Source organism: Methylocaldum sp. MU1018, from assembly GCF_053646775.1.
This window is the reverse complement of the sequence record NZ_CM132195.1, coordinates 2,842,298-2,867,789: the sequence shown is the minus strand read 5'-3', so window position 1 is coordinate 2,867,789 and position 25,492 is coordinate 2,842,298. Positions and strand designations below refer to the sequence as shown.

Here is a 25,492-nt window from a genome sequence, read left to right as displayed (position 1 = left end):
ACCATTTCGGCAGGAGCGCGCAAGTCGATGGTCACGTTCTTAATACGAAATAATCAGGCGGCGCGCCGGGCCGAGGATACGTCGCAATCGGCCCGGCACGGCATGGCCGGCCGCAGTTCGTAGAAAACAGCGGGCAAAATCCGGCGGCGATGTCCGATTGCGGGCAAGGCTTGACTGCCGGGGCGTTTTTGCGTTTTCTAGGCTTTGGATTTACGCAGGGCCGCCAAATCTCGACCGGAAAATACACCATGGAATACGAGGCGCACGGGTTCTTTCTCGATCTTTTGATCATTCTCCTGAGCGCGCGGCTATTTGCCGAATTGTCGGCGTTCGTGCGAGTGCCGCCGGTGATCGGCGAACTATTGGCCGGGGTGATTCTCGGTCCCACGGCATTGGGTTGGATAGAACCGAACCACACCCTCCGCATGCTGGCCGAAATCGGCATCATTCTGCTGTTGTTCGAGGCGGGGCTCGAAACCGATATCCGCCAGTTGACGCGCGCCGGTTTCAAGGCCTCGATCGTGGCGGTCAGCGGCTTCGCCTTGCCGTTCATTCTCGGCTTCTTCGCGAGTTATCGGCTTTTCGGGCGTCCGCTGCTCGAATCCCTCTTCATCGGCGGAGCCCTGACCGCCACCAGCATCGGCATCACCATACGGGTGTTGACCGATCTGCGGCAGAGGCACTCCCACGAAGCTCAACTGGTGCTGGGGGCGGCGGTGATCGACGATATCCTCGGCGTGGTTTTGCTCGCGGTTCTCTACGAGTTTTCCATCGGAGGCGGGATCGGTTATGCGAATGCCGCCCGGGTGCTGCTGTTCATCGTGGTGTTTTTCGTATTGTCTCCCTTTTGCGCCAAGCTCATCGCGCTGTTGATCAGGCGCTTCGATAAAGTCAGCCAGACGCCGGGGCTGATTCCCACGACCGTCGTTTCCCTGGTGCTTTTCTTTGCCTGGCTGTCCAACAAAATCGGCGCTCCCGAGCTTCTCGGCGGATTCGCGGCGGGGCTGGCCCTGTCCCGACGATTTTTTCTGCCGTTCGGCCTGGCCTTGCACGGCGGTTCCGATTTCGCCGACCGCATCGACGATCAGATGCGTCCGATCATTTATCTGTTCGTTCCGATTTTCTTCGTGATGGTGGGGCTGTCGCTCGATCTTCGGGCGGTCGACTGGACCTCGCCCTTCATCTGGACGTTTTCCTTGGCCTTGATCGGCGCCGCGCTGGCGGGCAAGCTGTTCAGCGCGATTTTTATCGGCGAACGCTGGGCCGTGCGTTTCGCCGTCGGACTCGCGATGATCCCCCGCGGCGAAGTGGGCCTGATATTCGCCGAACTGGGAAGGACTTCGGATATTTTCGGCCACGAGACCTATGCCGCGCTGATCATCGTCGTCGCTTTTACCACCATCTCGGCGCCGCTACTGCTGAAAGGGCATTACCACCGGTTCGGCGATCGGCTCGAAACGAAATCGCTTCGCCGGCAGTGACGCCGGCACCGTGCGTAAAAAAAAGCAAAGTCCTATTCGAATTTTCTCATCCCGGCCTTCTCCCGGAGGGTGCGGGCGGCTTTACTTTTTCTGTCGGCAATCGTCCGCTCGCATGGCCGCCCCGGTCAATGAAGAGGTTTCGACATCGGCCGATCGGTTTTGGCTAAAGCCGTACTCGCATGAAGCGACAGCCATTTCAAAATGTCCTCGCGCCGGATCAATCCGAACAGCTCGCCGTTTTTGACCACCGGCAACTGATTCACGTCGCGCTTGCCGAAAAGATCCAGCGCCTCGGCCGCGTATTGCTCGGGAGCGAGAGTCGCCAGTTCGCGCACCGGCGTCATGATGTCGCCGACGGTCGTGGTGCTCCACGCGGCAGGCGGGCGCTTCGGCAGGTCGCGAAGGCAGATCATCCCGACGAACCGGCCGCGCTCCTCGACCGGAAAGGCGCGTTGCCCGCTCGGCATCAGATGTTCGTCGACCAGGTTCTGAAGCGACAACTGCGGTTCCACCCGCTCGAACCGCGTGTGCATGAGGCGCGTTACCGGCACGTCTTCGAGCCATTGGTGAATGAGCAGTTGGCGGTAGCTCATGACCGCTGCGTTGTTGAGAAACCAGCCGATCAGCGCGAGCCACAAGCCGTTGATGAATCCGCCCCCGAATACCGGCACGCGCAATCCCATGATCATGAGAAAGCCCGACGCCATCAGCACCCAGGCAAACCCTTGTCCGACGGCGGAGGCCCGGCGCGTGGCCGCCAGCAAATCGCCGGTCGCGCCCCACAGCGCGGCGCGGAGAATCCGCCCGCCGTCGAGCGGATAGCCCGGCACCAGATTGAACAGGCCGAGCATGATATTGATCGGACCGAGCCACAGAAGGAGGCTGACCACGGGGCCCAGAGCGGCAAACGCTTGCTGGGGGTTGTCCGGATCGATCTCGAGAGGGCCGGCGACGAGCTTGGCCAGCCCGAGAAACACGAAGCCGAGGGCGAGGCTGGTGATCGGGCCCACGGCCGCCATGTACAGCTCCGCGCGCCAGGACGGCGGTTCCTTTTCCATGTGCGCCATCCCGCCGAACATGAACAAGGTGATGCGCGGAATCGGAATGCCCTTGGCGCGCCCGACCAGCGCGTGCGAAAGCTCGTGCAGAAGCACCGAGCCGAAGAACAGCAGCGCCGCGGCAATGGCAGTAGTCCAGCTCAGCAGCGGTTCCCAGTCCGGGTGCCAGGCCGGGAATAATCCGGCTCCGAGACTCAACGTGATGAGAGAGAAGATGATCAGCAGGCTCCAGTCGACAAAGACTTCGATGCCCGCGACGCGCCCCAGGCGAAAAGCGGCTCGTGCTCCCATTGCGATTCTCCGTTCGGTAGGTCCGATCCGGGCGGCGAGACGCGCGCGTTGCGGCTGGCGCTCGATGGCCCTGGTCGAGGTATTCGGTTCTCCATCGACTGTTTGACAATTTCGGGCGACGTAAAGCATCCGGAAGTGCGGTCCTCAGTCCGGTTTGGCGGACGGTTTCGTCGCCGGCGCCCCGCTGCCGTCCGCCCGCGCGGCCGAATAGGCGATCCGCTCGCGCGTGCTGGTCCCGCACGAGATGACGAACTGCATGCCTTCTTCCACGGTCCAGTCGGTCGGCGTGACCTGCGAAAGCGGCACGATTTCCATGTAACCGGACGTCGGATTCGGGGCCGTGGGCATGTAAACGACCGCCAGTTCCTCGCCGCTGTCGGCATCCCGGACGATGCGGGTCACGAAGGCCACGGCTCGCATTTTCTCGGTGGGATAATCGATCAGCACCACTCGCTGGATTTGCTCCGGCTGGGCTTGAAAGGCCGAAAGCAGCCGCTTGGTGGAACCGTAGATGGCTTTCAGCACCGGAATCCTGTCCAGCAGCAGCTCGAACCCGATCAGCATCTGCCGCCCGACCACCCGGCTCGTCAGCCAGCCCAGCGTGAAGAGCAGGAACAGGGTAATCAGCAGGGCGATCACCGAATCGATCCAGCCGCCGGTCATCCAGCCCGCCAGCTTGGGCGAAAATGCGTAAATGGCTTTGTATAAGGTCGGTATCCAGGGCCGCCCGAAAGCGATCAGCTTGGCGAGGATGAAGTCGAAAACCACCCAGGTCAGCAGAATGGGGGCGAGGACGACCAGCCCTGCGAGAATGTTTTTCTGTAGGTAATGGGCGAAAGACCTCGATCGTTTGCGTGCCATATCGACTACGGACCTGCATTTTTCAAAGCCGTCGCGCGGCCGGATTTTCGAGATTTTCCAAGCTCGAAACCGGGCTGCGGATCGCCGGAAACGGCTTCGAGTCTCCGCGCGCCTTTCATTTCGAGAGGGTCCTGCGGCAATCTGTCCATAAGAAAATCATCGAATGATTATCCTGTTGTCCCTGCCCTGGGCGTATCATAGTATCGGTCGGCAGGGCAGCGCGATCATTCGGTTTTCAGGAGGAAAACACCATTTGTACCCCGGGCGCTCGCCGGTCGAGGGGAACGGCCCCGCAAGGCGCGGCCGAGGCGCCTGCGACGATAATGACAGATTACAGGAGAGTTTATGCAATATCCGGTCGATCGTTCGCGCCGCTGTTTCATTTTCCAAGCCGGCGTCGGTCTGCTGGCGGCGGCGGGCATGCCGGCATGGGTGCGCGCTATGGAAATGAACGGCATGACCAAATTGGCTCCCAACCGGGCATCTCCCGACTTCAGGCCGGATATCGAGCTCGAATTGGCGGTCCGCCAAGGGGCCGTATCCATCCTGCCGGGCGAAGCCACCCGGGTGCAGCAGTATGCCGCCAAGCTGCTGCGCGGTCCCAAGGAAACGCTGGCCGAACTGCCCGCAAGCTATCTGGGGCCGATCATTCGCTTGCATAAAGGTCAGAAGGTCCGCATTCATTTACGCAACGAACTGATGGAGCCGACCATCACTCATTGGCACGGAATGCACGTCCCGGCGCTGATGGACGGCCATCCGATGTACGCCATCGATCCGGGCGAGACCTTCGTCTACGAATTCGAAGTGCTCAACCGGGCGGGCCTCAATATCTATCATCCGCACCCGCACGAAATCACCGCGAGGCAGGTTTACTACGGCCTGGCCGGCGGATTGATCGTGAACGACGAGGAAGAAGCGCGGCTCGATCTGCCGTCCGGCGAGTACGAGATCCCCATCATTCTTCAGGACCGCCGGTTCAACGCCCAGAACCAGTTGATCTACGGCGCGCACATGCACGATCGCATGATGGGGTTCTACGGCGATCGGATTCTGGTCAACGGCCGCCCGGATTTCGAGCTCGACGTGGCCAGCCGCGCATACCGCCTCCGCTTCCTCAACGGCTCCACGGCCCGCATTTACAAGCTGGGCTGGAGCGATGGCACGCCGGTGACCGTGATCGGGGTCGACGGCGGCCTGCTGGAATCTCCGGAAAACTTCCCGTATGTGATGCTGGCGCCCGGCGAGCGGCTCGACGTCTGGGCCGATTTCAGCGGCCGGCCGAAAGGCGCCGAGCTGACGATGCGCAGCCTGCCGTTCTCCGGCGTGCTGCCGAAAATGGCCGAGCACATGATGCGAGGCGGCGGAAGGGGAGGCATGGGCGGCGGCATGATGGGCGGAATGGGCATGATGGGCGCCACGGCCTTGCCGGTCGGCAGCGATTATCCCCTGTTCAAGATCCGGGTCGCCCGCGAAACCGGCGACAGCCCCAAGCTGCCGAACCGGTTGTCGAAGATCGACCGGTACACCCTGAATGATGTGGCTAATCCGAACCGGCCCGTGCCGATCGCCATTTCCGAATCTCCGATGGCGATGCTGCTCAACGGCCGGCCTTATGCCTTCAACGACGTGCAGCCGGGCGAACGCATTCCGGTCGATACCGTGCAGCTTCTCGAAATCTTTCACGCCCAGGGCGGCGGGCACGGCGGGCACCTCATGGGCGGCATGGGCCACGGAATGGGAGGCATGAGAGGCCGCATGATGGGCAGGATGGGTGGCCACGGCGAAGGGCAGGGCATGGGGATGATGTTCTCCATGGCGCACCCGATCCACTTGCACGGCCAGCAATTCCAAATCATCAGCCGTACCGTGGGCGGTGAGAGAGCGGACGACTATGCGACGGTAAAAGACGGCCTGGTCACCGGCGGCTGGAAGGATACCGTGCTGGTCATGCCCGGCGAGCGAGTACGCATCATCAAGCCGTTCTATGACTTCAAAGGTGTGTTCATGTATCACTGCCACAACCTCGAACACGAGGATATGGGGATGATGCGGGATTTTTCGATCGAGTAGTCGCAGGATTGGTCTGCCGATCATATCCCGCCACGCCGGAAAACGATGTGTTGCAAGGGTGGGTTAGGCACGTATTATCACCAACCATTCTGTAGCGCAGAACTCTCTGCGCGTCGTAACCCACCGGCTCCGCGGCCTTGCTGGGTGGGTTACGACGCGCAAAAACATCACCGCAAATTTCCAGATTCGGCGCGATGCGCGCCTAACCTATGCCAGAAACATGAGGCGGAATCTTGTTTTCGGTTCAACCAGAGACCGGCAATCCTTCGCCGATGCCTGTCCCTCTAGTCGGCCCTCAGACGCTTTCCGTCGACCTCGATCAACCGGTCCAGCCGTATCACCAGCCCGCTTTTCAGCTTCAGAAACTCTTCCTTGTCTTTGGTGTAAATATCCTCGATGCGGTCTTCGACGGTAGCGGGATTGCCGGAACTGTCCCGGTATGTAATCTCGCTTGTTCGGCGCATTACCGCGAGTGTTTCCAGTTCGTCGTGGAAGTCGCAGCTGATGGGTTCGTAGTTTTCGGTCATCTGTCGCAAGAAACGAATCAGGTTGATGAAACCGGGCTCTCAGCCGCCCGTTCTGAAGGCCTTATAGAAGAACCATCCGGAAAGTCCGGCGAACGACAAGGCGGCCGTCGCGGACGCCCAGGCGGGCAGGGACAGCGGGCCGAAGCTCACGGACCACCCTGCCGGCAGCGATATCGCGAAGATGGCGGACATCGCGGCGAATACCGCTCCGCCGAGAGTCAAGGTTACGCCGACGCCGGGTTCGGTCAGGTCCGACGCGAAAACCGTTTCGTCCTCGTCTCGCAGTCGGTCGGCCGATTCGGCCTGTTTGAGCTTGAGCGCCTTCTTGCGCGCTTTGTCCCGTTCCCGAGCCTTGGCGCTCTGTTGCTTCTTGTAAAGCTCGATGCCCTTGGCGATGCCCTGCGCCACCAGTTTGGTTTGTTCCTTGGTCTGCCCCGGCTTCCGGATGCTTCTGGCGACCTTGAGCGCCTCTTCCTGGATGCTTTCGTTCGCTTGAGCCTGAATTGACGGTCGGAAATCGGTCTTGGACATGGCGTTTTGGGAGAAAAAATCTGATTTCCCCACGTTAGTCCAGAAACGGGGCGTTTGACAATCGCTTTCGCGAGAATACGGCGTCCGAGGGCGTCGTATCGGGGTTCAAACGGGTTGCCACAACTCTCCCGGGGGTTTATTTATCCCAGGGTGGGCACCTCGAAAAACCGTGCACTTCGCCCCGCTCGGTGCGAACGGTTCCCATCGGATCGATCGGTTCCGTTCGTGCCGAGCCTGTCGAAGCCTGAACGGAGTGAGTTTTTCGAGGTGCCCAGGTGCGGGTGATTCCTATCCGGAGCTTACGAATCGTGACCTCGAAAAGCGCAATCGAAGCCGAACGGATTCAGAAGGCGATGCAGTCGGGCAAGGCGACCGAGACCGAAAGCAGCGGTTTGCGCTATGTCCGGTTCGTTCACGATTTCGAGGATATCGCGCGCGGCACCGCCGTGTTCGGCGATGGGACCGTTTACGGCTATCCGGCCATCGGCCGGCTGCTCGCGCTGCGAACCGGGCTCGCCAAGCAACTCTCCGGCCCTTTCTGGATGGAAGAGAAAATCGACGGATTCAACATCCGCATCGCCTGCATCGAAGGCCGGCCGATCGCCCTGACCCGCGGCGGTTACGTTTGCCCCTTCACCAACGATCGGCTGCCGGATTTGCTGGACACGGCGATTTTCGACGACCGGCCGGATCTGGTGCTGTGCGCCGAGGTCGCTGGGCCGGACAATCCCTACATCGAGAGCGCGCCGCCGTTCATTGCGGAAGACGTGAGGCTGTTCATGTTCGACCTGATGCGGCGGAACGCCCCGCGCTTTCTATCGCAAGATGAGAAAATCGATCTGATCCGCCGCTATGCTTTGCCGTCGGTCGAGATCTTCGGACGCTTCGAAATCGGCGATATCAAACCCATTTCGGCCATCCTCAAGCGGCTCGACGAAGAGGGCAGGGAAGGCGCCGTGTTCAAGGAGGATTCGCTGCGCCAGCGGCGCACCAAGCATGTCACCGGCAGCGCCAATCTTTCGGACATCCGAACCAGCGTCTATAGCCTGCTGGATTTGTCGCCGGAATATTTCACCAGCCGGATCTTGCGGCTGGCCTTGTTTGCCGACGAGCAGGAGCGCGATGGCGCCGACGATCTGAACCGGCGGACCGGCGCGGCGTTTCTCGATGGGTTGAGAGAAGCGATCTGCCAGCATCATCGCGAGGGCCGGGTTTCCCATCGCTTCCGCTGCCGTTTCCGCGATCCGGAAAACGCCCGCCGCTTGATCCGATACCTGAAGCGGGCGTCGGGCCATGTTCAGATCGTCCAGCGCGAGCTGGAGCCGGATGGCGGGTTCTGGCGGCTGGAGTTCGACCGGATCTATCCGTCGTTGAACGGCCTGCTGAGCGACTGGCTGGCCGGAAGAATGGTGTTCGATTAGAGAGCGTTTTTCGGAGTGTCTCGATGGGCACGCTGCGCTTTGCTCATCCTACGTCGCTGGCTGGCGGGGAGGGCGGTGTTCGATTAAGGTTTCCAGGACGCTGCGAAGATTTTCCGGCATCAGGATTTTCACGCCGACTTTGTCCGCCCATTTTCTGAGGCCCTCGTCCGCGGACACCAGGACGCCATCCAATTCGTACGCCAAAAGCAGCACGTCCATGTCTTCGCGGCTGTCGATGATGCCCTGCCGCAACGCTTCCCGGTAACGCTCCCTGAGCCGGTTGATGACCCGCCCGGCATCCTGGATTTCGCCGGTTTCTCGGACCATCTTGGCGTATTCCTCGGCGATGTGCTGGCCGCGGTCGATGCGTTTGCGCACTTCTTCGATGAGTTCGTAAACGATCTGGGCGGGAATCTGCAAATTGAACTTGCGCGGCGAGCGGATGCGCACGCTGGCCTCGAAAGCCGGCGGCAGTTTGCCGAGATTTTTCATGAGGCGAAGCTCGTCGTATACCGAGCGCGGCATGAAACATTCGACGGACGTTTGGCGGACCAGTTCGAGAAAGCCGAGGATGGCGCCCGGAGAGTCGGCGCCGAATTGAGCATAGATGTCCGGATTGGTGAAAACGCTGGTATCGAGGACGAAGCGCTCGGTCATGGCGGACTCCCGACAGGGTTTCGGGAGGTTATAGCCAACCGGATCGAGGGCCGTCAACCGTCCGCGCGCGGCGCGCCGGGCCCGTTTCCATGCGGCTTGCGTTCGGCAAGTGTCGGGTCGATGCGGGAATGGCCCGGGTTCTGGATATAATCCGGCTCGTTGCCTGCAAGACGGGCTCATCGAAAGAAAAATCTCATGAATCTGGAAAAAGTCGTTTTCGGGTTCTTTATCGTTCTCGCCGCCACGCTCAATTTCGGCTTTTTCGTCGGCGAAATCGACAAGCCTCATCTTCATCACGTTTCCGAGCTGTTCGCCGCCATCGTGGTCAACCTGATCGCCACCGTGCTCAAGTTCGGCGATCGCACCCAGATCGGCGCGATTCATCTGGCCACCAGCCTGGTGGCCGATCTTCAGTTGATCGCCGCGGCGGTGTCCTGGGCCTACGCGGTTCATGTCTCGGCCGAGGGATTGACGCCCGGCGAGATGGCCGGCGTGGTCTCGCTGTCGGGCGGCGCGCTGCTGGCGAATCTCATTTCGGTGACGATCCTGATCGCCGAGACCGTGACGTTGCGCCGATGAATCCGAGACCGGTCAACACCGCCTTTTTCGTGGCGCTCCGCCACATGAGGGCGCCGCTGATCGTTTTGATCATGATCTTCGCGATTTCGGTCGGCGGACTCGTGCTGATTCCCGGGGTCGACGCGCAGGGCAATCCCTGGCGGATGGATTTCTTCCATGCCCTTTATTTCATCAGTTACACCGCGACCACCATCGGCTTCGGCGAAATCCCCCAAGCCTTCACCGACGCGCAGCGGCTTTGGGTCGTTTTTTGCATTTTTCTGTCGGTGATCGGCTGGGCCTACGCCATCGGCAAACTGTTTGCCGTGGTTCAGGACCGCGGTTTCAAGCAAGTGCTCACCGGGCAGCGCTTCGAGTACTCGGTAAAGCGGCTGAAAGAGCCGTTCTACCTGATTTGCGGGTATGGGGAAACCGGCCAGTTGCTGGCCCGTTCGCTGGATCACCTGAGCATTCGCTTCGTGGTGATCGATGTCGATTCCGAGCGGATCGACGAGCTGGATTTGCAGGATTACCGGTCGGATGCGCCGGGCCTGATCGGAGACGCCAGGCTGCCGAACAACCTGATCATGGCCGGATTGACCCGCCCCAACTGCGAGGGCGTCATCGCCCTGACCAACGACGATTCCGCCAATCTCGCCGTGGCCGTCGCGGTGCGTCTCTTGAACCCGGCCATTCCGTCGCTGTGCCGGGCAACGAGGGTCGACGTGGCCGCCAATATGGCCTCGTTCGGTACTCGGCACATCATCGAGCCGTTCGAGAAGTTCGGCGAATACCTCGCGCTGGCGATCCGGTCTCCCGGCTCCTACCAGTTGCTCCAGTGGCTGACCGGGCTGCCCGGTACCGAACCGGCCGCCGAGCGCAAGCCGCCTCGCGGCCGCTGGCTGGTGTGCGGGTACGGCCGCTTCGGCCAGGCGATCATCCGCCATATCGAGCACGAAAATCTGGACGTGACCCTGATCGATCCGAAGCCGCCCGGTAGCGCCAGCCGGTTGCGCCGGGTCGTCGGCGAGGGCACCCGAGCCGAGACGCTGCGCGAGGCCGGGATCGACCAGGCGGTGGGCATCGTTGCCGGCACCGACGACGATATCGATAACTTGTCGATCGTGGTCACGGCGCGCGAACTCAACCCCCATCTGTTCGTGGTGATCCGGCAGAATTTGCAGGCGAATCGGGAACTGTTCAGGGCCTTCGATTCCGACTTCACGGTGGTGCCGAGCGAAATCATCGCGCACGAATGCCTGGCGATCCTGACGACGCCCCTGCTGCCGCGCTTTCTCGCGATCGTCAAGCGCACCGACGATGCCTGGGCGGACAAGGTCATCGCCCGGATTTCCGCCGCGACGGGGACGCAGGTTCCCGCCACCTGGAGCGTAACCCTCGACAGCCGGCAGGCCCCGGCGGTCGTCGAGACGATCCGCCGCGCGACCATCCGCATGGATACCGTGTTGCGGAATCCCGCCGACCGTAGCCGGCGGATGCCCTGCATTCCGTTGATGGTGGTGCGGGGCGCCGAGGAAATCGAGACCCCGGAGCTGGAGTTCATACTGCGCGAGGGCGACAGCATCCTGTTCGCCGGGCTGTCGTCGGCCATTTCGGACCAGCAGTCGATCCTCCGCAATTTCAGCGTCTTGCACTATGTCTTGTTCGGCACGGAAATCGCCCATAGCTGGGTGTGGCGAAAGCTGACTGGCGCCAAGACCGAGTTCTGAGCCTCCGCGCCCTGGACGCCCCGTTCCCCGCTGTGACAGACTTTTCGTACGACGACTCAGAGCCGAGAAAACATACCGATGACCATTCACTCCGACGCGCTGCGACTATCCATCGATGAATTCTGGGACCGCGAAATCCTGCCCGCGCTCATCGACTACATCAAAATCCCCAATCTGTCGGTCGCGTTCGATGCGAACTGGCAGGCGAACGGCCACATGAACCGGGCGCGCCGGCTGGCGGTGGACTGGCTGCAGGCACATCCCATTCCCGGCTGGACCCTGCACGACCTCGGCATTCCCGGCCGGACGCCGCTGTTGCTCTTGGACATTCCAGGCGATCTGGACAAAACCGTGCTGATCTACGGCCATCTGGACAAGCAGCCGGAAATGGAGGGCTGGCACGACGGTTTCGGGCCGTGGACGCCGGTGCTCGAGGACGGCAAGCTCTACGGGCGGGGCGGCGCCGACGACGGTTACGCCCTCTTTGCCGCGATCGCCGCCTTGAAAGCGCTGGAAGGGCGAAAGCGCCCGCGCGTCGTGATTCTCGTCGAGTTTTCGGAGGAAAGCGGTTCGCCGGATTTGCCGCCTTATCTCGAAAGCCATGCCCATCTGATCGGCAAGCCCGAATTGGTGATCGCGCTCGATTCCGGGGCCGGCGACTACGAACGGCTTTGGTCGACCACCTCCCTGCGCGGGCTGGTGAGCTGCATCGTCGACGTGAAAGTGCTGACCGAATCCGCCCATTCCGGCATCGCCAGCGGCATCGTACCTTCGTCCATGAGGATCATGCGGCAGTTGCTGGACCGCCTGGAAGACCCGGCGACCGGCGACATTCGCCTGCCGGAATTCCATGCCGAAATTCCCGTTCAGCGGCAGAAACAGGCGAAAGCGGCCGCTGCGATACTGGGCTCCGGCGTGCTCGAGAGTTTCAGCGTCGCGCCGAGTCTCCGCCCGGTGAGCGACGATCCGGCCGAACTGCTGCTGAACAATACCTGGCGGCCGACGCTTTCGGTGGTCGGGCAGGACGGCATGCCGCCGCTGAAATCGGCCGGCAACGTGCTGCGCGCCCATACCGCGTTCAAGCTGTCGTTCCGCCTGCCGCCGACGGTGGACAGCCTGAAGGCGCAGGACATCATCCGACGGGTATTGACCGCCGATCCGCCTTACGGCGCCGAGATCGGCGTCGAATTCGAACAGGCCGGAACCGGCTGGGACGCTCCCGCCCTGGCGCCCTGGCTGGAGCAGGCCACGAGCGAAGCCTCGCAAACCTTTTACGGCCACGATGCGGCCTATCTCGGACTCGGCGGCAGCATCCCCTTCATGGGCATGCTCGGCGAGCGGTTTCCGGACGCGCAATTCTTGATCACCGGCGTTTTGGGCCCCAAGAGCAACGCCCACGGGCCGAACGAATTCCTGCACATTCCCTATGCGAAGAAGCTGACGGCGTGCGTGGCTTATATCGTGGCCCGGTACTCGGAGATGGCCGGCTGAGTTCGGCGGAGGAAGGATAAGCCTAGCGGCTGACTTTAACCGTAAACCCGAGCGTCCTTATACGTTCCGCCATCGTTTCCAACGCTTCCGCCGGCAAAGCCGAGAGCCGCGGCGCCTGGCTCTGCATCGACGGCCGTGCGAGACCGTAGAGCAGGATGCCCCGGATCGGCACGTCTCGACGTTCGAGGTCCGCCAGGAAGCTTAAATAGGCGCGTCGTTCCGCTTCCGAAGGCGGCTCGCCGTCGAACGCGAACAGACAGGTTTGAATCCAGGTAGGACAAAGCCCCGCGCAGATCTCCAAATTGCGGCGCACGGCCTCCGGGCTGCGGTTGACCTGGTTGATCCGAAGCATGCCCTCGGCCGTCGCGCTGTCCATCTTGAACCAGACCTCGCCCCCGAACTCGCGCCAGCGCTTCAGCCCTTCCTGCACGACCGGCCTGTGGATCAGGCTGCCGTTGGTGATGAGCACCAGCTTGATCTTGCCGAGCAGCCCGAACTCGCCGCAAACCGCACCGATCAGTTCGACGATCCGGTCGAAGGTTTTGCAACTGGTCGGTTCGCCGTTTCCCGAAATGGCGATGTCCTTGATGGCGCGCTGTTCGCTCGGCATCCGGAACCGTTCGTAGAAATCGCCTCGCAAAACATCGTTCAAGAGCCCGCGAAGTTCCTCCCGCAACCGGTCTTCATCGATGTCGGGCGCGGCGCCGCGGACGAGATTCGGCACCTGGCAATAGACGCAGCGCCAGTTGCAGGCGTTGTTGGGATTGAGATTGATGCCGACGGACAGCCCGCCGGAACGGCGGGAAACGACCGGGTAAACGTAGGTAAGACCTGCGCTGTCGCGGCTGTGGTCGGTGGTGGTGAGTTGGCGCATGGATGTGGCGTGAGACGGCGGAGTCTGATTAGGTTGGGTCGGAGGCAATGTTTCCGATGCCCCGGCTCCCGGCGCAGGCGCATGACGGCGGCGATCAAGATGACATTCTCATCTTCACATTGAAAGACCCGCAAGGGAATCTTCGAAAGTTTCGACTACCCAATATACGCTGAAGACAGCCTCCGCTGCGAGACATGGAGCGAGCGAGTCGAATAGTCCCCGGAAGCCCGCATCGCGGCCGGGCGTCGAGTCATCTGCGGGCGATGTCCGGACCTCTTGTCGAGCCCGGACGAGACGAGCGGGGGCGCACGGGGCGCCGCATGTCAGCGGTAATCGGCGCCGCCACCGAAAGGCCCGCGAAGCGCCTGACGCCGGCTAGAGCATCGTGGCAGACCTCACCTGCATTTGTATGCCTCGCCGGTTACATTAGGACTAGAAGCCCCTGTCACAGATAGCCACATGATATGAGTTGCACCGAGACGAACGGCCTGTTCCTTAGCTTCATTTTTTGCATGATTGATTCTTGCGGATGCGGGAACTATCACCGAGGCAATATTTTCCCAACTTCCCCATCCAGAAGTACCGCTTACGCTTCCGACAAACTTACACTCCGTAGTCGACAGCAGATAATAATCCGTATCCTTTATGGCGCCCACTTTTGATGATGGGGTTGTTGCGCAACTCGATAAAGTCATTGTGATTAAACCGAGCATGGCGAATGACTTGTTCACCGCTTTTCTCCGTAATTATTTTTTAGACTGACAAAACTGTATAAAAAACCTACTTTTGAGCATTTTCAAGCCTGTAATTCGTTGAATGCTAATTAGGGTAAATTTTCGCGCTAAGGGTTTTTATACGCTTCTAGAGCGTGTGGTTGTGACCAAGCCTAACGCATTAGCTGAGAGACGCCGCGTTTTTCGCGACTTTCCTCTCCAGCGCCGGGTTAGGCGCATCCCTCTTGATCTTCGCGCGTAATCCAGCGGTCACGGGGACGAGCAAGAAGGGGAGTGAGTTGGCGAATCGTCTCGGAGTCCTTGTATTTTTCCCGGACAGCATCCGCATCCGCGCGGCTCCGCCACTTAGCGAGAGCCATGATGTGCCCCGGAGCATCCTCATCAATGAGAATTTGATGCGAGATAAAGCCGTCAAAGCTCTGCATGTCAGACCAAACTTGGCGCGTAAGACGCAGCCCTTCTTCTTCCGTGCCGGGTTTCAGCCAAGTATCCCAAACAACCGTGATCATTTAATTCCTCCTGTAAATTGCCAGTGCGACGCAGTTCGACTGTCCAACGTTTGAGTTCAGAGGCGTTGCGCGGCTTCATCGCGCAGCGTCCTACGGAACGGTGGGTTGGGCATTGCCAGCAAATTGAGAAAGCAACAAGGGAAGCTGCGACATATCGTCAAATGGCACTCCATCTCCATATAGCGAGATTTCGCCATCTCGCAGATACTGAAATGCTTTCATTCCTGCTGCCGCGGCTGCACGAATTCCCACATCACTATCTTCTACAACCACGCATTGGCCGGGTAAAAAGCCCATTGCGTTGGCTGCGTATTGGAATAACCCCGGCTCTGGTTTCCAAGAACCGACCTCGTACGAACTGAATAGGCTATCGCCAAAGTAAGATGTGAGGCCACTGACTTGCAGCGATTGACGGATTTTCAAAAGAGGCCCGCTTGAGGCAATACACTTGTGGAAGTTAATGGATTCGAGCATTTCGACAACGCCGGGCATCGGCTTTAATTCGCGAGAGAAGAGCTCTGAAACACGCCGGCGATAACGTTTTTCAAACGTATCCGGCAACTTATGACAAAGGCGGCTCTCAATATCGGCCAGAATTAGGGCCAACTTTTTGCCGCGATAGCGCAGAGTCAATGAATCGACCGTCTCATTCAACTGCGGAAGCAGATCAAGAAACGCTTGGTTGCAAAGTCCCTCGCTGTCTACGAGCGTACCGTCCAAATCAAAGATTACACAGATACTGTTCATTTGCTGAGATGCCCAACGCCACCGCTGAGCCGCCGCGTGTAACGCGGTCGGCTCCAGCGGCTTGTTAGTCGCTTCTTCGTTTTTCGGAGTTACTGCCCGAGCCTAGCCATTTTTCCGGCAGCAACTGCCTACCGCAACCAGGACAAGCGTATGGCTCCACGAGTTGTCCGAGCGAGTGCTGGCGCAACGACATGAGCAGGACTGCGAAGGGTTCGTGTTCTTCCGCCATCATGACGCGCAATGTGCGACGACCACATCTCTTCTCCAACGCAAACAGGCCACGGATATAGGGGTTCGGCGAGCGACGGCAGATCTCCGGCGAGAGTTGCAACAGCCCTCCACACGCCCGACCGAGCTCGATGGTTTGGCCGTTGAGCAGTTCGTTACAGAAACGATGGCCACCGATGGAGTACAGAAAACCCGGCACCTCCGTGGTTACGATTTCCTCGCCAGCATAGCGAAGCCAGCCACGGCCGCCCGAGCGAAAAGCCGTGACGTGAATGGAAACGACACCCTGAAGCTCGGGGGCTAGCCTCTCCTCGAAGGACTTCTTTAGCTTGCTCCACTGCCGATTCATGCTGGCGGTTCGCTCCTTCCAATACGGCTAACGCCAAGCTCAGCCGAGGAAGGTTGTGTCGCGGCCTAACGTCGGCTGGAGCGCTGTGTTATGCGATGCGCTCACCTTCGCAGCCTCAATCGATGACTTAATGAGATCTTCGAAAATGCGAGCCTGTCCCGCCGGAATGAGCTGCCTATGTATCTCACGTCGCTTGGATTCATCACACAAACGTTCAGCCAACCACCCCGTCAGATATAGCGCGGATAAGCACCCGCCTGCCGTAGCAATATTGCCTTCTACGACCAGTGCTTTGTCTTGAACATCGACACCCATAGCTACAAGATCCGGCTTAGCATCCGGATGCGTTGTCGCTTGGATACCTTCTAATAGACCAAGCCTGGATAAGATAAATGAACCGGCGCAGACGGAGCCAATGAGTTGTTTTTGTGGATTCAATTTGAAGGAAGACATAAATTCTTCATCTTTCAATGCGGCCGGCACACCCTTATAACCACTAACAAACAAAACCACGTCAGAGGCATTTGCCTCTGATACATGACCATCGGTTTTTACCGTTATACCCAGCGTGGATATGTGGGTGCTTTTTGTGCCAAGAACTTTTACTTTCCAGTCTGTGCTTGTCCGTCCCAGGATGTCTCTCATTAAGAAAAAATCAATATCCGTAAACTCATCAAAGATGACAATCGAAATTTGGTGCACAATTAGTCCTTCCTTATGGTTATGTATAACGACAAAGCTCGCCGGCAAGCGGTTAGCGAGCCCGGTGGAGCTTCGTGTTAGGCATCTATTTTTTAGCACAGATGGCAAATGCAGGGCCATTTGGATGGTCAAGGTGATCGAAATTAATTTGTATATCTGCAAATCCAAACTGCTCCAATGCTTTTATTATACTTTCTCGAGTCAACCATCTGCTGACTGGTTTAGGACCGCCACAGAAACCTGACCACGCTAAAGCATCTTTATATGATTGTGTAGAGGACTCATAAATAACTCCATCATATTCAAATGAGCTAACAGGACTGAATTTATGGCTTAGCTCCTCCCTGCTCGATATGATCTTTTGATCATAATAATGAGTCCATATGAATAATCTGTCGGAGACTCTTGAGATCAATTTTAGCAACTTAATAGGATCTTCCATGTGATACAAAACGCCACTCGCAACAACCAGGTCATATCTTGAATTATCCTTTTCAAGAAAGGACATAAAATCACCCAGCTTATACTCTACCCTATCAAGATTGAATATTTCTTTAATACATAAGCACTTTAAAAAGGCGCGTGTATTGGCTTCAATGGATATAACCTTATTGGCATTTCTATGTTGAAGCATATATGAATGCCCACCTTCTAAAGGTCCTAATTCTAGTACCTTCCAATCGGATAAGTTACCAAAAATTTGCTCTGCCCATGCAATTCGAATATCTTCAAATAATCCAGCGGTACCTGGCTGTGTAACCAATCCAAAATTGTCAGGAAGTTTGGATGACCATTCCCCTTTAAATATATCAAGCACATTTTGAATGCTTGGTTCTGTTAGTACATATGTGTCTAAAATATTCATTATTTCTACCCAAAATAAAATGATGATGCCTAGCGTTGGAAATCCCTGGACGGAAAAAAGCATAGTCTTTTGACGGTCCGATGGATTGTGATGTCAACCATGCCCTGATTACAGCTTGAGATTAGCTTGTATTTCAAAACGCTTCAGCAATTCTTGAATGCGAGAGTCGCTGCATCCGTTGGCGCGAAATACATCGTCAATCGCTTTTTCTACTGCACTTGTGCGTTGTTTTAAGCCCTCAAAAATGGGATGGTTGCCCTTGAGTTGCACCAACAGATCGTTGCCGGTGGCGATCACGGTTTCAACGGTTTTTTTGCAGATGCAGCGCATCGAGTGTGTAGATTCGCCCACTCAGCCCCAAGGTTTCGATGAGTCGCCTGGATTTCATGGTCCTTGTCGGCATCTTCGATGAGAATTTGGCCGAGGACCATCTGCGCTTCACCGATGAAGGCGCTGAGCACCTGAGCGGCTTTGCGATCCTCGAAGCGGTCGAGACTGCCCCGTAAGGTCTTGCCGTCAAGGGCGATGACCGGTGCCGGCTCGGCGAGGGGGCGCATGAGCGCGAAAGTGCGGGGCGATTCGCGCTCGGGCCTTGCCCCTGCAAGGCGTAACGGATCGAACTGTAGGCCGGCGTCCGTCGCCACCGACAACCGAACGCTGCGTTGAGGCGCTGCTGGTGGGTGCTCATGAACTGATGAATGCGTCGGTACGAGGTCGCTCCGCTCATGACGGCCAGAATGCTAAACAGCCGCAGGTGGGGGAGATCGAACAGCCGCCCTTGGGGCGGCGGTGGTCGGTAATAGACTCTGCTTTAAAGGAGACAGGGGAGGTTTCTCTCAAAAAAACCGAACTTTGCATCAGGTTCAGAGCAGCGAACAGCCCTGCGTCCCTCTCGAAGCCGCTGTTAGGCTATATCCGGCGCTATCCCTCTCCGCATGTAAACCAGCGCAACCAAACCCACAAAGAACAAAGTAAGAGCAGATGGTTCAGGCGCGGGATACGCTGAATACCCCAACCATTGAAGATCAGTGCGTGGGACGGTCTGGTCAATTGGTCCCATCCAGTCAGGTTGCCAAGATGTTGTTATCAAATCACCCTGGTTTCTTATAAAATCTTCGATGATCCAGTCAATCCCATCTGCGCTAAAGTCAGTAAATGATCTGAAATTGCCAGGATTTTGGGAATCCTCAAAAACTGTAGATTGGGGATTCGTTCGCCGCCCTCGGCTCCCTAGAGTTTGATAAACGGTGTTTTCGATACCGGTCGCATAGGTGTGTGCGTCATCATAGGCAGTGCCATCGCGGAGCGAGCCATACATCTGTGCAATCTCGTGAAAAAGAACCGAGGCTCGCGTAGGTCCAACGGTATTTGCGTCACCTATAGGCAATAGCATCAGGTCTGCGACATCCAGAACCTGCCGCTGATTTGCATCGTTTTGATACCATCTGCCAAGTACGACCCCAGGAGTCGCAGAATCTACACCCATGCGTACTGCTTCTGGAGCATTTACTATCGTCCTAAGGTAGTCCGCCAAGGCATTCCCTCCAGCGCCGACAGTAACAGCTCCGGTCGCTGGATCTATTTGTACAAACGTTCCTGTGGCCATATCTAGCTGCTGCCTCACCCATTCAACGTCCTGCGGAGTTCCATTACCAACAGCCTCTATTGTGAGCGTTGTGGCAAAAGCACTAGTAACAAACAAAAACGCAACAACCAAAGAAGTGATCCTTCTGGCAATCTTGGTCTTTGAAGTAAACATTATTTCCTCCTTTTCTTGCCCAACGTTTGCGCTAACCGGCCGCCGAAGGAGCGCAGCGACTGAGGCAGTCCGAGTTGAGCGTATAGTTCGGCATCAGTTTCGATGAACCCAATAGTACGGTTCGCGATGAAGATGCATAACGGCAAGGATCAGCAATTCGGCATTGCTCTCGTCGTGATGGTACACAATTCGATACGGGAACCGACGAACAAGACAGCGGCGAACGCCCCCTTCAATAAATGGCCACATCCCGGATGCGCGATGGCTCGCTCTATCCTCGCTCTATCGCGGCATAGACTTCCGCCGCGAATTGATACCCAAGTGTCTTCTCTCGCTCCTCGTAGTAATCGATTGCGAATCGGAACTCCGTTTGGGCTTCTGGATGGAAGGAGTACCTCATCACGAAAACCGTCTCCAGATCTCTCCAAAGACATCTTCTCCCGATATCGGCTTAACAGCACCTGATTTAATCTCTTCCAGTCGCCGTTTGGCCACTTCAGCCCATTTCTTGTCGATTTCCGATTCTGGCGGGTTCAGGCACTTGAGCACTGAGTCAGCTACCCGCGCGCGCTCCTCGACAGGGAGTGACTCGATTTCTCGCAAAAGATCTTCTGTTTTCATGGGGTCTTCTCCCGAAGAGAGTTGGATTCGTGTAATGTTTCAGTTCACTGCTGTATGAGCTTCTGCGCCCGCCGCATCCTCATTGCCGAACGTGAAGCCAAGGGGCGGGCGCGATAGTGACCGTCCCTCTTGAACGCTGGGTTAGGTTTTGACTTACCGAGCGCGTTTAATAACGAATCCATTTTCAATTTTCTCGAAGCCGACCTTGGGGTGACGTGGTCCAATGCCAGCAGACACCTGAGTTAAGGAGTTAAGCTCTACAACTGAGGTGAGAGATGATGACAAGAAAACGCTATACGAAGGAATTCAAGCTGGACGCGGTGAGGCTGGTGACCGAACACGGGTACACCCAGGCCGAAGCCGGTCGCAACCTGGGGATCAACCCGAAGATGCTGGGGCGATGGATTCAAGAATACCGGGTGGATGAGCAGGAAGCGTTTCGGGGGAATGGCAAACGGACGGCAGAGCAGGAAGAGCTGCGGCGACTGCGGGACGAGAACCGTAGGCTGAAGCAGGAGCGCGATATTCTGGTAAAGGCGGCGGCCTTCTTCGCGAAGGAAGTGGGCTGAGATATCAGTTCATTGATCAGGCGAAGAAGGCTTATTCCGTGAAACGATTGTGCCGTGTGCTGGGGGTGAGCCGGGCGGGCTACTACGCCTTCGTCCGGCGACCGCAGCGCGGTCCAGATCCGATGCGCCAGGCGAAACTGGACGCAGTGCGCCAATTGGCGGCCGACTCGGACCACGTTTATGGCTCGCGGCGCATGGCACGGGAGCTGGGACGACTAGGCTACCGGGTCGGCCGCTATCAGGCACGTGGACTGATGCGCGAGGCTGGGGTGTGGGTGCGCTATCGCCGCCGGTATCGGGTGACGACAAACAGCGCACACAGCCAGCCCGTGTTTCCGAATCGGCTGCAGCGGGGTTTCCGAGTAGCAGCGCCGGACCGGGTATGGGCCTCGGACATCAGCTATGTCTGGACGGCCGAAGGCTGGTTGTATCTGGCCGTCGTGATTGACCTATACGCCCGCAAGGTCGTGGGTTGGTCTCTGGGAAAGCGCCTCACCAGCGCCTTGGCATGTGACGCGCTCCGGATGGCGCTGTGGCGCCGGCAACCGCCCCGGGGTCAACTGCTGCATCATTCTGATCAAGGCGTGCAGTATGCCAGCCGGGCGTTTCGGGGCCTGCTGCAGGCGTATGGGATGACAGGCAGCATGAGTCGCAAGGGCGATTGTTGGGATAACGCTGTGGTCGAGAGCTTCTTTGGCTCGCTCAAATCCGAACGGGTCCATTGGCGGAGTTACCAGACTCGAGAAGAAGCGCGCCGGGATATCGTCGAGTACATCACGATGTTCTACAACTGTCGCCGTCTGCATTCGTTCCTGGGTTATCGCAGCCCGGACGAATTTGAGAAGAACGGCCATTTGGCCAATGCCGCTTAACTGGGGTGTCCGCTATCACTTGACCAGGTCAGGGTAATACTCCATTGCTTCAGGCGCTGATAGTAGAACGAGCGCCACCTCTTCTCCAATAGCAGAGCGAACTCGGGCAATAAGCTCGCACCCGATGCCGTGTTTTTGAAAATCCTTATCCACTGCGAGATCGGACAGATAGCAACAATAGCTGAAATCAGTCAGGGCGCGGCACACTCCAACGAGCTTGCCTTCATGCCAAGCGGAGAAAATTAGGTTTGCATTGGCAAACATACGTTCAATCCGCGCCAAATCATGGGTAGGGCGGCGAATGCCGGACGCATCGAAAACCGCAGCCACATCTGCAGCCGCAAGGGGGAAATTATGGCGGTATTCAATCGCGGACATAAAAGCCTAACACCTAGCTAAGGGACGCGCAGCGAAGCGGAGCATCCCTTTGAGCGCTGTGTTATGCCTCTGCGTATTCAATTTTCACCTTCTTAAATTCCCGAAGAGCACGCGTTCCTTCTTCGTCCACAAGGTTAATCAAATAATCATCAGTTGCCAAAAGGTTTGCCGCTTCGGTAAGTGAAGAGGCAAAAACCTTATTAACCGCTTTGTTAGTCGGATCGATAGAACTTGATGAGGTCTTTTTATTTAACACGTATCGACCAGACGAATCCGTTTTGGCAACAAAGATTTTACCTGTTACTTTGCCGCGTGTTCCGATGGCGCTTATTTTAGTTACCGTTTTTGTCACATTATATCCTTCAAATTGAGGCATAACTTTGTATTAGACACCTACATCAGGTGTATAACACCGATCCATGAGGTGTATAACTCGGGATGTTCTATCCTAAGCTTTTGTATTTTATAAACTCGTTTCATGTTGACGGGGCTCATGGCTGAAGCAAATACACCGCCGGTCGCAGGTGGCCCGAAACTGCTGGACCAGCGCGGTAGGGCGCAATAGCGTACCCGCGTATTGCGCCGCATGGAGACCGAATCCATCCGGCGGAATACGGGAGTACCCTATGACCTGGTCAAGTGATAGCGGACACCCCAGTTAAGCGGCATTGGCCAAATGGCCGTTCTTCTCAAATTCGTCCGGGCTGCGATAACCCAGGAACGAATGCAGACGGCGACAGTTGTAGAACATCGTGATGTGCTCGACGATATCCCGGCGCGCTTCTTCTCGGGTCTGGTAACTCCGCCAATGGACCCGTTCGGATTTGAGCGAGCCAAAGAAGCTCTCGACCACGGCGTTATCCCAACAATCGCCCTTGCGACTCATGCTGCCTGTCATCCCATACGCCTGCAGCAGGCCCCGAAACGCCCGGCTGGCATACTGCACGCCTTGATCAGAATGATGCAGCAGTTGACCCCGGGGCGGTTGCCGGCGCCACAGCGCCATCCGGAGCGCGTCACATGCCAAGGCGCTGGTGAGGCGCTTTCCCAGAGACCAACCCACGACCTTGCGGGCGTATAGGTCAATCACGACGGCCAGATACAACCAGCCTTCGGCCGTCCAGACATAGCTGATGTCCGAGGCCCATACCCGGTCCGGCGCTGCTACTCGGAAACCCCGTTGCAGCCGATTCGGAAACACGGGCTGGCTGTGTGCGCTGTTTGTCGTCACCCGATACCGGCGGCGATAGCGCACCCACACCCCAGCCTCGCGCATCAGTCCACGTGCCTGATAGCGGCCGACCCGGTAGCCCAGCCGAGTAAGTTCCCGCGCCATGCGCCGCGAGCCATAAACGTGATCCGATTCGGCCGCCAATTGGCGTACCGCGTCCCGTTTCGCCTGGCGCATCGAATCTGGACCGCGCTGCGGTCGCCGGACGAAGGCGTAGTAGCCCGCCCGGCTCACCCCCGGCACACGGCACAATCGTTTCACGGAATAAGCCTTCTTCGCCTGATCAATGAACGGATATCTCAGCCCACTTCCTTCGCGAAGAAGGCCGCCGCCTTTACCGGAATATCGCGCTCCTGCTTCAGCCTACGGTTCTCGTCCCGCAGTCGCCGCAGCTCTTCCTGCTCTGCCGTCCGTTTGCCATTCCCCCGAAACGCTTCCTGCTCATCCACCCGGTATTCTTGAATCCATCGCCCCAGCATCTTCGGGTTGATCCCCAGGTTGCGACCGGCTTCGGCCTATAGTGGACCCCGTTTTCGGGACAGTCATTTAAGATGGTGACGGAGGAGAAACTGGAGTCCGTAGTGAGCGAGAAGAAACGCAAGATATTCAGCGGGGAATTCAAGGCGAAAGTAGCCTTGGAAGCCATCCGGGAGGTGAAGACGATCAACCAAATTGCCCAGGAATTCGGGGTGCATCCGACCCAGGTCGGACTGTGGAAGAAGGCGTTACAGGAACAGGCGGGGAGCCTGTTCGAGACCAAACGCGGCCCGAAACCGGTGGACGAGTCGGCGAGTCCCGAGCGGCTGTATTCCGAAATCGGGAGGCTGAAGATGGAACTGGACTGGCTCAAAAAAAAGTCCGGGATCAGCCGTTAAGGGAGCGCGAGGGCTGGATCGACCGGGAGGGACCCTTGGCGCCGAGCCGCCAGTGCGCCCTGGCGGGCGTCTCCCGCTCGATCCTTTATGCGCCCCGCCGCGAGGTGGAGCCCGATTCGGAGGACCTGGAACTGCTGGCGCTGATCGACGCGGAATACACCCGGCATCCCTTCTACGGCAGCCGCCGGATGACGATCTACCTGCGTGATCTGGGATACCGGGTCAACCGCAAGCGCGTCCAGCGGCTGATGAGGACGTTGGGGCTGGCGGGGATGGCGCCCGGGCCCAATAGCAGCCGTCCGCATCCCCGACACCCGGTGTATCCCTACCTGTTGCGGGGCGTGGAGATCGACCGTCCGGACCAGGTCTGGAGCGCGGACATCACGTACGTGCGCCTTCCCCGTGGGTTCGTGTATCTGGTGGCGGTGATCGACTGGTACTCGCGCAAGGTGCTGGCCTGGCGGGTCTCGAACACGCTGGACAGCGGCTTCTGCGTGGACTGCCAGGAACAGGCGCTCCGGGTTTATGGCGCCCCCGAGATCTTCAACAGCGACCAGGGCTGCCAGTTTACCGCGGAAGCTTTCACGGGGAAGTTAACGGAGTACGGGATCGCCATCAGCATGGACGGGCGCGGGCGGGCCTTGGACAACATCTTCGTCGAGCGCCTCTGGCGGAGCGTCAAGCACGAGGACGTGTATTTGAGGGGTTATGCGGGCCTGCCGGAATTGCTGGTGGGGCTGACATGCTACTTCGAGTTCTACAACACGGAGAGGAAACATCAGTCGCTGGGCTACCTCACGCCGGACCAAGTCTACCGGACCGCCATCGGCGGTGGCGCCAGGATCGTGGACAACTTCACCGGCGGGGAAACCGCCGAAAAATCAAACCAAACCAAATCGGGGCCGCGCCGTTCCGCGGCGAGTGATCCGGCACCCTCTTAAATTCGGTTCGAATTTGTCTTGACCAGGGGTCCACTTAAGGCGATCTTGTTCCTTGACCGGGAGGTGTTAGGGATCGAACTGCCCTGGCTGGAGAATGTGACACGGGCTAAAAAGCCCCAGCGTTTACCCGTGGTGCTAACGATGCAGGAAGTCAAAAGCGTGCTCGCCCATTTGGATGGGCGCAATTGGGTGATGGCCAGTTTGTTGTATGGCTCTGGCCTTCGTTTGATGGAGTGTGTGCGGCTGCGGGTCAAGGATGTGGATTTCGCGATGCGCCAGATCGTTGTGCGCGACGGCAAGGGCGCGAAGGATCGGGTAACGATGCTGCCGGATTCACCCGTGGAACCGTTCAAGCACTATTTGGAGAAGGTGAGAGCAGTTCGCGTAGGGCGCATGAGCGTTAGCGTAATGCGCCGAATGGAACGTTCTCATTCGGCGGAAGGGTTGTCCGGGCGCTTCCCGGACAATCGTTTGCGATTGGAATACGCGAGTACGCTATTCCGCCCTACATGGAATTACAGCCGGACGATTGCCAGTTTTTGCTTTAAGTCTGCCAACA

General features: G+C 58.2%; 27 protein-coding genes and 3 pseudogenes. 10 read left to right on the top strand and 20 right to left on the bottom strand.

The window, feature by feature from the left end; all coding sequences use genetic code 11:
• Window positions 1-248 precede the first annotated feature (248 nt).
• Window positions 249-1,481, top strand: a complete 1,233-nt coding sequence (locus ACWJKU_RS13220; RefSeq protein WP_454142816.1) for a cation:proton antiporter — start codon at window positions 249-251, stop codon at window positions 1,479-1,481.
• Between the two features lie 125 nt (window positions 1,482-1,606).
• Here ACWJKU_RS13220 and ACWJKU_RS13215 read toward each other — a convergent pair whose 3' ends face one another.
• Together ACWJKU_RS13215 and ACWJKU_RS13210 are read right to left on the bottom strand one after the other, a co-directional pair.
• Window positions 1,607-2,830: a site-2 protease family protein gene (locus ACWJKU_RS13215; protein ID WP_454142814.1), complete on the bottom strand. Its 1,224-nt coding sequence runs from the start codon at window positions 2,828-2,830 to the stop codon at window positions 1,607-1,609.
• A gap of 144 nt (window positions 2,831-2,974) precedes the next feature.
• A complete protein-coding gene (locus ACWJKU_RS13210) occupies window positions 2,975-3,691 on the bottom strand; it encodes a DUF502 domain-containing protein (protein WP_454142813.1) in 717 nt (238 codons plus the stop codon).
• Window positions 3,692-4,036: 345 nt separating this feature from the next.
• Here ACWJKU_RS13210 and ACWJKU_RS13205 point away from each other — a divergent pair, with 345 nt between their 5' ends.
• Complete coding sequence (locus ACWJKU_RS13205; RefSeq protein ID WP_454142811.1) at window positions 4,037-5,764, top strand: multicopper oxidase family protein; 1,728 nt, start codon at window positions 4,037-4,039, stop codon at window positions 5,762-5,764.
• A gap of 284 nt (window positions 5,765-6,048) precedes the next feature.
• On the opposite strand, the gene ACWJKU_RS13200 is transcribed toward ACWJKU_RS13205, so the two are convergent.
• Entirely contained in the window at window positions 6,049-6,300 is a 252-nt protein-coding gene (locus tag ACWJKU_RS13200) for a hypothetical protein (protein WP_454142809.1), read from the bottom strand.
• Between the two features lie 30 nt (window positions 6,301-6,330).
• Window positions 6,331-6,822 carry a DUF2956 family protein gene (locus tag ACWJKU_RS13195; RefSeq protein ID WP_454142807.1) on the bottom strand — a complete coding sequence of 164 codons (492 nt, stop codon included), beginning with the start codon at window positions 6,820-6,822 and terminating at the stop codon, window positions 6,331-6,333.
• A 308-nt stretch (window positions 6,823-7,130) separates the two neighbouring features.
• Here ACWJKU_RS13195 and ACWJKU_RS13190 point away from each other — a divergent pair, with 308 nt between their 5' ends.
• Window positions 7,131-8,243, top strand: a complete 1,113-nt coding sequence (locus tag ACWJKU_RS13190) for an RNA ligase (RefSeq protein WP_454142805.1) — start codon at window positions 7,131-7,133, stop codon at window positions 8,241-8,243.
• Window positions 8,244-8,291: 48 nt separating this feature from the next.
• On the opposite strand, the gene ACWJKU_RS13185 is transcribed toward ACWJKU_RS13190, so the two are convergent.
• A complete protein-coding gene (locus tag ACWJKU_RS13185) occupies window positions 8,292-8,900 on the bottom strand; it encodes an RNA ligase partner protein (protein WP_454142803.1) in 609 nt (202 codons plus the stop codon).
• Between the two features lie 195 nt (window positions 8,901-9,095).
• Here ACWJKU_RS13185 and ACWJKU_RS13180 point away from each other — a divergent pair, with 195 nt between their 5' ends.
• From ACWJKU_RS13180 to ACWJKU_RS13170, 3 genes are all read left to right on the top strand, one after another.
• Window positions 9,096-9,479, top strand: a complete 384-nt coding sequence (locus ACWJKU_RS13180) for a DUF6394 family protein (RefSeq protein WP_454142801.1) — start codon at window positions 9,096-9,098, stop codon at window positions 9,477-9,479.
• A complete protein-coding gene (locus ACWJKU_RS13175) occupies window positions 9,476-11,188 on the top strand; it encodes a potassium channel family protein (protein WP_454142799.1) in 1,713 nt (570 codons plus the stop codon). Before ACWJKU_RS13180 ends, ACWJKU_RS13175 begins: the two co-directional genes overlap by 4 nt.
• Before the next feature lie 78 nt (window positions 11,189-11,266).
• The gene (locus ACWJKU_RS13170) at window positions 11,267-12,679 is read left to right on the top strand and encodes a M20/M25/M40 family metallo-hydrolase (protein ID WP_454142797.1); all 1,413 of its coding nucleotides are present in this window, start codon (window positions 11,267-11,269) and stop codon (window positions 12,677-12,679) included.
• 22 nt (window positions 12,680-12,701) lie between these two features.
• Here ACWJKU_RS13170 and ACWJKU_RS13165 read toward each other — a convergent pair whose 3' ends face one another.
• From ACWJKU_RS13165 to ACWJKU_RS13130, 8 genes are all read right to left on the bottom strand, one after another.
• The gene (locus ACWJKU_RS13165; RefSeq protein ID WP_454142795.1) at window positions 12,702-13,553 is read right to left on the bottom strand and encodes a radical SAM protein; all 852 of its coding nucleotides are present in this window, start codon (window positions 13,551-13,553) and stop codon (window positions 12,702-12,704) included.
• 395 nt (window positions 13,554-13,948) lie between these two features.
• A complete protein-coding gene (locus ACWJKU_RS13160; protein ID WP_454142793.1) occupies window positions 13,949-14,284 on the bottom strand; it encodes a hypothetical protein in 336 nt (111 codons plus the stop codon).
• A gap of 212 nt (window positions 14,285-14,496) precedes the next feature.
• Window positions 14,497-14,796, bottom strand: coding sequence for an antibiotic biosynthesis monooxygenase family protein (locus ACWJKU_RS13155; protein WP_454142791.1), 300 nt, complete (start codon window positions 14,794-14,796; stop codon window positions 14,497-14,499).
• Between the two features lie 90 nt (window positions 14,797-14,886).
• On the bottom strand, window positions 14,887-15,543 hold the full coding sequence (locus ACWJKU_RS13150) for an HAD-IA family hydrolase (RefSeq protein ID WP_454142789.1): 657 nt from the start codon (window positions 15,541-15,543) through the stop codon (window positions 14,887-14,889).
• A 64-nt stretch (window positions 15,544-15,607) separates the two neighbouring features.
• Entirely contained in the window at window positions 15,608-16,120 is a 513-nt protein-coding gene (locus ACWJKU_RS13145) for a hypothetical protein (protein ID WP_454142787.1), read from the bottom strand.
• 39 nt (window positions 16,121-16,159) lie between these two features.
• Entirely contained in the window at window positions 16,160-16,822 is a 663-nt protein-coding gene (locus ACWJKU_RS13140; protein WP_454142785.1) for a DJ-1/PfpI family protein, read from the bottom strand.
• Between the two features lie 85 nt (window positions 16,823-16,907).
• On the bottom strand, window positions 16,908-17,687 hold the full coding sequence (locus ACWJKU_RS13135; RefSeq protein ID WP_454142783.1) for a class I SAM-dependent methyltransferase: 780 nt from the start codon (window positions 17,685-17,687) through the stop codon (window positions 16,908-16,910).
• Between the two features lie 108 nt (window positions 17,688-17,795).
• On the bottom strand, window positions 17,796-18,038 hold the full coding sequence (locus ACWJKU_RS13130; RefSeq protein WP_454142781.1) for a hypothetical protein: 243 nt from the start codon (window positions 18,036-18,038) through the stop codon (window positions 17,796-17,798).
• A gap of 17 nt (window positions 18,039-18,055) precedes the next feature.
• Here ACWJKU_RS13130 and ACWJKU_RS13125 point away from each other — a divergent pair, with 17 nt between their 5' ends.
• The gene (locus tag ACWJKU_RS13125; RefSeq protein ID WP_454142779.1) at window positions 18,056-18,193 is read left to right on the top strand and encodes a hypothetical protein; all 138 of its coding nucleotides are present in this window, start codon (window positions 18,056-18,058) and stop codon (window positions 18,191-18,193) included.
• 98 nt (window positions 18,194-18,291) lie between these two features.
• Here ACWJKU_RS13125 and ACWJKU_RS13120 read toward each other — a convergent pair.
• The 3 genes and pseudogenes from ACWJKU_RS13120 to ACWJKU_RS13110 form a co-directional block, all read right to left on the bottom strand.
• Window positions 18,292-18,459, bottom strand: a pseudogene (locus ACWJKU_RS13120) (hypothetical protein); the annotation flags it as partial.
• A gap of 132 nt (window positions 18,460-18,591) precedes the next feature.
• Window positions 18,592-19,446 carry a hypothetical protein gene (locus ACWJKU_RS13115; RefSeq protein ID WP_454142777.1) on the bottom strand — a complete coding sequence of 285 codons (855 nt, stop codon included), beginning with the start codon at window positions 19,444-19,446 and terminating at the stop codon, window positions 18,592-18,594.
• Window positions 19,447-19,845: 399 nt separating this feature from the next.
• Window positions 19,846-20,067 carry an addiction module protein gene (locus ACWJKU_RS13110; RefSeq protein ID WP_454142775.1) on the bottom strand — a complete coding sequence of 74 codons (222 nt, stop codon included), beginning with the start codon at window positions 20,065-20,067 and terminating at the stop codon, window positions 19,846-19,848.
• Window positions 20,068-20,342: 275 nt separating this feature from the next.
• On the opposite strand from ACWJKU_RS13110, the gene ACWJKU_RS13105 reads away from it, so the two are divergent.
• Window positions 20,343-21,508 (top strand): IS3 family transposase gene (locus ACWJKU_RS13105; RefSeq protein ID WP_454142624.1). Its coding sequence is split into 2 segments (ribosomal slippage): window positions 20,343-20,598 and window positions 20,598-21,508, totalling 1,167 coding nucleotides; the frame shifts between segments, so codons are not numbered across the junction.
• A 15-nt stretch (window positions 21,509-21,523) separates the two neighbouring features.
• Here the strand turns inward: ACWJKU_RS13105 and ACWJKU_RS13100 are convergent.
• The 4 genes and pseudogenes from ACWJKU_RS13100 to ACWJKU_RS13085 form a co-directional block, all read right to left on the bottom strand.
• Window positions 21,524-21,886: a GNAT family N-acetyltransferase gene (locus tag ACWJKU_RS13100; RefSeq protein ID WP_454142773.1), complete on the bottom strand. Its 363-nt coding sequence runs from the start codon at window positions 21,884-21,886 to the stop codon at window positions 21,524-21,526.
• Between the two features lie 61 nt (window positions 21,887-21,947).
• Window positions 21,948-22,262, bottom strand: a complete 315-nt coding sequence (locus ACWJKU_RS13095) for a hypothetical protein (protein ID WP_454142771.1) — start codon at window positions 22,260-22,262, stop codon at window positions 21,948-21,950.
• A 282-nt stretch (window positions 22,263-22,544) separates the two neighbouring features.
• Entirely contained in the window at window positions 22,545-23,405 is an 861-nt protein-coding gene (locus ACWJKU_RS13090) for an IS3 family transposase (protein WP_454148137.1), read from the bottom strand.
• An 11-nt stretch (window positions 23,406-23,416) separates the two neighbouring features.
• A pseudogene (locus ACWJKU_RS13085) lies at window positions 23,417-23,617 on the bottom strand (transposase); the annotation flags it as partial.
• A gap of 51 nt (window positions 23,618-23,668) precedes the next feature.
• On the opposite strand from ACWJKU_RS13085, the gene ACWJKU_RS13080 reads away from it, so the two are divergent.
• Together ACWJKU_RS13080 and ACWJKU_RS13075 are read left to right on the top strand one after the other, a co-directional pair.
• Window positions 23,669-24,933 (top strand): IS3 family transposase gene (locus ACWJKU_RS13080; RefSeq protein ID WP_454142769.1). Its coding sequence is split into 2 segments (ribosomal slippage): window positions 23,669-23,981 and window positions 23,981-24,933, totalling 1,266 coding nucleotides; the frame shifts between segments, so codons are not numbered across the junction.
• Window positions 24,934-25,074: 141 nt separating this feature from the next.
• A pseudogene (locus ACWJKU_RS13075) lies at window positions 25,075-25,485 on the top strand (tyrosine-type recombinase/integrase); the annotation flags it as partial.
• Window positions 25,486-25,492: the final 7 nt, after the last annotated feature.